We start from the raw sequence: 392 nt of genomic DNA on the forward strand, positions 1-392 counted from the left end.
TCTTATTGTAGTTATTTATCCCGTTTTAGCTGTAACATTTGCACTCTTGTCATGTGACCGTTATTTGAATATGAATTTCTTTACCAATGCTGCTGGTGGAAATCCGATGGTATGGATTAACTATGTTTGGGTTTTTGGTCATCCTGAGGTTTATGTTTTGGCTGTTCCTGCTTTTGGAATTGTTTCTGAGGTGGTATCAACTTTTTCTTCAAAACGCCTCTTTGGTTATACTTCAATGATATGGGCTATGTTGGTTATTTTAATTCTTTCGCTTCTTGTTTGGGGACATCATTTCTTCACAATGGGTGGTGGGGAAGCTGTGAATTCCTCCTTTAGTATTGCGACAATGATCATTGCCGTTCCAACGGGTATGAAGGTCTTTAATTGGCTGC

At 38.8% G+C, this 392-nt stretch carries 1 protein-coding gene; it reads left to right on the plus strand.

The window, feature by feature from the left end:
• Positions 1-392, plus strand: a 392-nt coding sequence (locus J7R13_RS09340) for a cbb3-type cytochrome c oxidase subunit I (RefSeq protein ID WP_208438355.1), incomplete at both ends; no start/stop codon positions are given.

The sequence above is a fragment of the Bartonella taylorii 8TBB genome, from assembly GCF_902825155.1.
GTDB lineage: Bacteria > Pseudomonadota > Alphaproteobacteria > Rhizobiales > Rhizobiaceae > Bartonella > Bartonella taylorii_A.